Origin of the sequence: Cryobacterium sp. 10I5, assembly GCF_035019865.1 — a bacterium.
GTDB lineage: Bacteria > Actinomycetota > Actinomycetes > Actinomycetales > Microbacteriaceae > Cryobacterium > Cryobacterium breve_A.
Genome location: NZ_JASJVI010000244.1, coordinates 1 through 238 on the forward strand (window position 1 = coordinate 1; position 238 = coordinate 238).

1 protein-coding gene is annotated in these 238 nt (G+C 60.5%); it reads right to left on the reverse strand.

From position 1 onward, the window contains the following. Window positions 1-212, reverse strand: a 212-nt coding sequence (locus QN350_RS19870) for a helix-turn-helix domain-containing protein (RefSeq protein ID WP_323517250.1), incomplete at its 3' end; no start/stop codon positions are given. Between the last annotated feature and the right edge of the window lie 26 nt (window positions 213-238).

Sequence of the window (238 nt, forward strand, 5' to 3'; positions counted from 1 at the left end):
TCCTCTTGACCCATATAGCGCCCCGAAGAGGCCACGGCTGGAACGGGAATTCGCCCGCCAGCGGCCTTGATCCACCGATATCCCTGTCTGCGATTCACTCCCACAGACTCACACGCGGCCGCCGCCGACATCCCCTCGCGAACCCGAACCCAAAACAGGTCCTCGCGCTCTTTCAACACAACTCTCGACGCCATCACCAACACCTCACTCATACGGTGTTGCTTCGACCCCTTGAAGC